Here is a 6210-nt window from a genome sequence, read left to right on the forward strand (position 1 = left end):
TATCTCACACGATAACGATCAAATTTAGGGTTTTTACGCGGCGTCCATGATCTTTTTCGCGCGCTGGTAAGTAGCAGGGGTTACCTTGAATTGCCTGAGAAAGGATTTGCCAAAGCTGCTTTGGGAGGTATACCCCACCATCTTCGCTACCTCAAATACACGGTGGTCTCCGGCAGCCAACAGCTCTGCTGCTTTTTTCAGGCGTATTTCATTGATCAGCTCATTGGGTGTGCGATCGGAAATGATCTTCATTTTCCGGTAAAGCGTAGGACGGCTCATGTGCATGAGCCTGGCCAGACTTTCTACATTCAGGTCTTTAGTGGCTGACTGTTCAAACAGGCATTCCTGCAGTTTCTTCAACAGCTCTTCTTTTTCCCGGGGATTTATTTTACTGCTCATGGCACATCGTTTTTTAGAACGGCTATTTTTGAGACGGAAAAGCGAAAAATAAACGTCAATTTCACAGAGTCATAAAGGTAGCTGGACGGGAGACCGTTGGATGCTTCATTTGTTGAAATTTGTCGCACAAATGTTCTCCCCTGCATTCTGTTTCAGCGTTTTAACGATTGTCTTACGCTATGTTCAATTTTAAACATACCGCCCTTTCCGTACTGCTGTTGCTGCTTGTATATGCAGGATGGGCGCAACCGGCCCATATTAACTTCACAGCACTTTCTTCCAAAGACGGCCTTTTATCGAATTCGGTCAATGCTATCACCAAAGACCATTATGGGATGATGTGGTTTGCCACGGATGACGGGCTGAATAAATTCGACGGCACCAATTTTACCGTTTACCGGCACGTTCCCGGCGACTCCACCAGCCTGCGGGCCAACGAAATACTGACGCTTCATGAAGACCCGGCAGGCAACCTGTGGATCGGCACCAGCGGCGGCGGCCTGAGCCGGTACGACCGCCAAAAGGATATTTTCATTCACTATCCCACCAAAGGCCAAACCGGCGAACTGCCCGCTAATGGGGTGGTCAGGGGCATTTGCAGTGACCAGTCGGGCAAAGTGTGGGTGGCACAATACGAAAACCTGTTCCAGCTGGACCCCACTTCTAATACTTTATCACGAATCGACCTGTCGTCAGCCGATAATGGCCGCCCAACGCCCAAAGTGCTGACCGCTGTTTTTGCAGATAACCAGCAACGTATCTGGGTAGGCACTATGCAAGGGATCTATTTGTACGAATGGGCATCTAAACGGGTTAGGCATTATCAATACATTCCCAATCAACCAGGCAGTCTCATCAGCAATGAGATCAGGGCTATCACGCAAGACAAGGATGGAGCAATCTGGATAGGTACACCTGCCGGGCTATGCACTTTCCGTCCCAATGGGGCCGGCTTCGATTCTTATAGCTACCTGAGCGGCCCTGCGAGTGCTTTGAGCAGCCGTGAGATCAACTGCATAGCGCCTGATGAAGCTGGCAACCTGTGGATAGGAACTTCCGAAGGCCTGAACATAGCAGACACACGTTCACAGCGGGTGATCACGCATCTCCCACGGCCTGGTTATATGCATAGCCTCACCAGTAAATGGATCAAATGTGCCTACATCGATCAACAGGGCATTTACTGGCTGGGCACTTTCCGTGGCGGCATCAACAAATACGACAAGAACCTGAATCTTTTCGATATCAAGCTGAGTAGATCTTTCTTTCCGCAAACGCGTCCTACGGCTATCGTCAGTTCTTTTGCAGAAGGCAGGAATGGAGAAGTATTCATCGGCACCGACGGTGGCGGTCTGTTCCGGTATAACCGGAAAACCGACCAGGTAAGTGCAGTTGACCTTGGCCTGCCTGTTCATGGCCAGCATCCGCTTTCTGTACTGGCCATGCAAATGTCGCGCGACAACAAACTGTATATCGGCACGTACGCGTGGGGGCTTATCATCCTTGATCCTGTTACCGGTAAACGTCAGTACATGAGGCAAGGTCCCGGCGCCGGCGATCTCAACTCCAACAACGTCTTTTGTATCAAGGAAGACAGCAAGGGACAGGTATGGATCGGCATGAATGGTGAAGGGGTGAATGTATTGAAAGATGGTAAAGTAGTAATGAAGTTGACTCCCCGCCCCCGGCCTGATGCCGGCAATGAAGTAATGCTGCCCATGAACGGATACGTGCGGGCCATCGAAGAAGATACAGCCGGCAATATGTGGATTGGTACGCATGGTGGTGGCGTCAATGTATTTGATCCGCAGCGCAGACAATGGACCACTTACACCCAAGGCAATAACCGGCTGCCCAGTGATAAGGTGCAGACGATCCTGCGCGATAGTCACGGACGCATGTGGCTGGGTACTTTTGGTGAAGGTCTTAGCCTCTATGATCCTGTTCAAAAAACATTTACCACCTTCTCTGAAAAAGATGGTTTACAGAATACAACGATGTACCAGATCATCGAAGACTTCAACGGCCTTCTGTGGCTCAGTACCAACACCGGCATCAGCAGTTTCGATGTAGCAAAAAAAACGTTTCGTAATTACACGCATCATAACGGTGTGCAGAATAACAATTTTGTCCGCTCTTCGGGCATCCGTTTATCGGAAGGCGATCTTATGTTTGGCGGCCTTGAAGGGTTCAACTACTTCGACCCTGCCAAGCTGACCGTCAACCGCAATGTGCCACAGGTAATGCTGACTGATCTGAAGATATCCAACAAGTCGGTTATACCTGGAGAAGATGCGCCGATCCAATCGCATATTTCCGTGGCTGACCAGGTGAACCTTGCCTACAAACAAAACTTTGTCCTGAATTTCGTAGCGCTCAACTATACGCTTCCGAAAGAAAATAATTACGCTTACAAGCTCGAAGGCTTCGATAAGGACTGGAACTATACCGGCACTATCAACACGGCTTCCTATACCAACCTCGATCCGGGCGAATACACTTTTCGCGTGAAGGCCAGCAACAATGACGGCGTATGGAGCAGTAACGATACCATCCTCCGTATTTACGTACACCCGCCTTTCTGGCGTACTACCTGGGCATATATCTTTTATGCGGCAGTCATTTGTGGCCTGTTGCTGTATAGCCGTCACCTGGGTATTAAACGCCTCCGGAAAAAATTCCTGCTGGAACAGGAACGGCAGGAAGCCAAACGCATACAGGAACTCGACCGATTGAAGATCAAATTCCTCACCAACCTGAGCCATGATTTCAGAACACCGATCTCACTGATCATGGGGCCAGTGGATCAACTGATCACCAGTGAAAAGACCGATAACCGACTCGACAAACTGGGCATGATCAAACGCAATGCACGGCGGTTGCTGAACCTCGTGAACCAGTTGCTCGACTTCCGCAAAATGGAAGAACATGAGCTGAGCCTGCAGCTGGCGCCCGGCGAGCTGGTAACGTTCCTTAAAGAGGTAACGGATGCTTTCATGGATTTTGCAGAAAGGAAACATATTCATTTCCTGTTCAGGAGTGATATTCCTATGCTGCACGCTTTCTTCGACCACGACAAACTGGAGCGCATTCTCTTCAATCTTCTTTCCAATGCTTTCAAGTTCACGCTCGAAGGTGGCAATGTACGTGTTGAGTTGTCAACGCTGGACAAGCCGGCCGATCCGCAGCATCTGTGGGTGGCAATAAAAGTGAAGGACTCCGGTATTGGTATTGCAAAAGACAAACAGGACCAGATATTCGAACGTTTTTTCCAAACCAATTCCAGCTCAGCTATTTTGAACCAGGGCACAGGTATTGGCCTGTCCATTACCAAAGAGTTCATCAAAATGCATGGCGGCTCAATTGAAGTAGACAGTGAACCCGGACAAGGTTCTACGTTTACTATCGAAATGCCTTTACAGATCGTGCTCATGGATCCTGCCGAAAAGCAAGCGGCACTCCCTGCTGCAGCCTCCTCTTTACCCGAAGACAACGTTGTAACCGCTGAAGGATTGACATTAGCGCCAATAACAACTCCACCAGTTAGCGCAACCGATCTGCCATTGGTGCTGTTGGTAGAAGATAACGAAGACTTCCGGTTTTACCTTAAAGACAATCTCCGGAATCATTACAAGGTGCTGGAAGCAGCGAATGGCAAAGAAGGGTGGCAAAAAGCACTGGCGCATCATCCACAATTGATCGTCAGCGATATTACCATGCCCGAGATGGATGGCATCACGCTGGTACAAAAGCTGAAGACCGACAAGCGCACCAATCATATCCCCGTGATACTGCTTACGGCGCTTACAGCAGAAGAGCAACAGATCGCCGGACTGGAAACGGGCGCCAACGATTACATCACTAAGCCTTTCAACTTCGACGTACTGCACGTAAAGATCAAAAACCTGCTGCACCTGAACAATACACTTAAATCTACCTACACCCGGCAGCTCAAAGTGCTTACGCCAGAAGTAACAGTAGAATCGGCCGACGAACAACTGTTGCATAAGGTAGTGCGCTACCTCGAAGACAACCTCACCAACTCGCAACTGTCGGTGGAGAGCCTGAGCAAGGAAGTAGGTATGAGCCGCAGCTCACTGTACAATAAACTGCTGGAACTAACCGGACAAACCCCGGTTGAATATATACGCTCTTACAGGCTGGACAAAGCTGCTGCCTTGATGGAAAAAAGCGATATGACCATTGCAGAGATCGCCTACCTGGTCGGCTTCACCACTCCCAACTATTTTGCCAAATCTTTCAAAAGCAAATTCAACCTGCTACCCTCCGAATACATTGCCAAAGTGAAAAAAGGTACAAGCAATTCTTAGCGTATAACAGACAAGAAACACGTTGAGTCAGTAGTCTGGCCGCTGGAGCGGCCTGACCACTGACTCAACCGTTTTAGCTTTATCGTCTCAATTATTGAAGGAAGATGGCTGTCGGCTATTCTTATTGCTATTTTTTTTCGTCTTTTGTATTCTGCAATAGCAAACTCCAATTAAACATTCATCTACTCATCATACCCATGAACAGATCATTACCATTAGCACCTGCCTGCTTGTTTGCAGCACTGCTGTTATCCGGCTGTGCTGCCCGGCAAACAGCCAGCTCTGCAGCAACACCGGCAGCCGCTTCTATAGTAACTACCGGCACACCTTCTTTGAAAACAACTTTCAAGGATGACTTCCTAATTGGTACTGCGCTCAACCTGGACCAGGTGTCGGGCAAGGAACCGATAACAGCCAAACTGATCCCTGAGCAATTCAATGCCATCACGCCGGAGAACCAGATGAAGTCGATGCACCTACATCCCGAATGGAACCGGTACAACTTTGAACCCGCCGACAGGATCGTAGCTTACGCACAGCAACACCAGATGCCTGTAAATGGTCATACACTTATTTGGCATAGCCAGTTGCCAGGCTACATGCGTCGCGTAAAAAACGCAGACTCTGTGCAACAGTTCTTTACCAGTCACATCACAACAGTTGCCGGTCATTTCAAAGGGAAAGTAGCCTCCTGGGATGTAGTGAACGAGGCACTGAATGAAGATGGCTCGCTGCGTAAATCTGTGTTCCTGCAATATCTTGGAGAAGAATATATCACGGAGGCTTTCCGGCTGGCTCAGCAAGCAGCACCCGACGCAGAGCTTTATTACAACGATTACAATATCGAACAGCCGAAGAAAAGAGCAGGTACGATTGCCCTGATCAAGAAACTAAAAGCAGCTGGCGTACGTGTTGACGGTGTGGGCATTCAGGGGCATTGGCATATCAACAACCTGCCGCTGGCAGCTATCGAGGAAAGCATCCTCACCTACTCCGCACTCGGCGTGAAAGTGATGTTCACGGAACTGGACCTCACCGTGCTGCCCAATCCCTGGCAGAACAACACAGCCGACGTTGGCCGCACGGCCGAAGCCAAAGAAGGAATGAATCCTTATACCAGTGGCCTGCCCGATTCAGTGCAGGTTAAGCTGGGCAAGGCATACGAAGACTTATTCAGGCTGTTCCTTAAGCACAAGGACAAAATAAGCCGTGTTACTTTCTGGGGCGTGAACGATGGCCAGTCGTGGTTAAATAACTTCCCTATCCGCGGCAGAACGAATTACCCTTTGCTATTCGACCGGGAGAGCAAACCGAAACCAGCCTTCTACGCAGTGATCGGCATCCGAAACAACAGCACTACTACCGAAAAATTGAATGATTGATCGATACGGGACCTCAACAGTTCAAACAAAAAGCCGGCGATTGTGAAGTGACCCCAAAAAGTTGGACTTTTTTTTAAGATTTTAAGCGGCCTGATTTC

The 6210-nt window shown here is 49.1% G+C and carries 3 protein-coding genes; 2 read left to right on the forward strand and 1 reads right to left on the reverse strand.

The genetic code is table 11. The features are described 5' to 3' along the window. Positions 1 to 33 precede the first annotated feature (33 nt). Positions 34 to 399, reverse strand: a complete 366-nt coding sequence (locus AC5JBY_RS33580) for a helix-turn-helix domain-containing protein (protein WP_495909096.1) — start codon at positions 397 to 399, stop codon at positions 34 to 36. Positions 400 to 578: 179 nt separating this feature from the next. On the opposite strand from AC5JBY_RS33580, the gene AC5JBY_RS33585 reads away from it, so the two are divergent. Both AC5JBY_RS33585 and AC5JBY_RS33590 read left to right on the forward strand, forming a co-directional pair. Continuing rightward, the gene (locus AC5JBY_RS33585; RefSeq protein WP_495909097.1) at positions 579 to 4730 is read left to right on the forward strand and encodes a hybrid sensor histidine kinase/response regulator transcription factor; all 4152 of its coding nucleotides are present in this window, start codon (positions 579 to 581) and stop codon (positions 4728 to 4730) included. Between the two features lie 197 nt (positions 4731 to 4927). After that, positions 4928 to 6112: an endo-1,4-beta-xylanase gene (locus tag AC5JBY_RS33590; protein WP_495909098.1), complete on the forward strand. Its 1185-nt coding sequence runs from the start codon at positions 4928 to 4930 to the stop codon at positions 6110 to 6112. Positions 6113 to 6210 lie beyond the last annotated feature (98 nt).

Source organism: Paraflavitalea sp. (assembly GCF_059502485.1).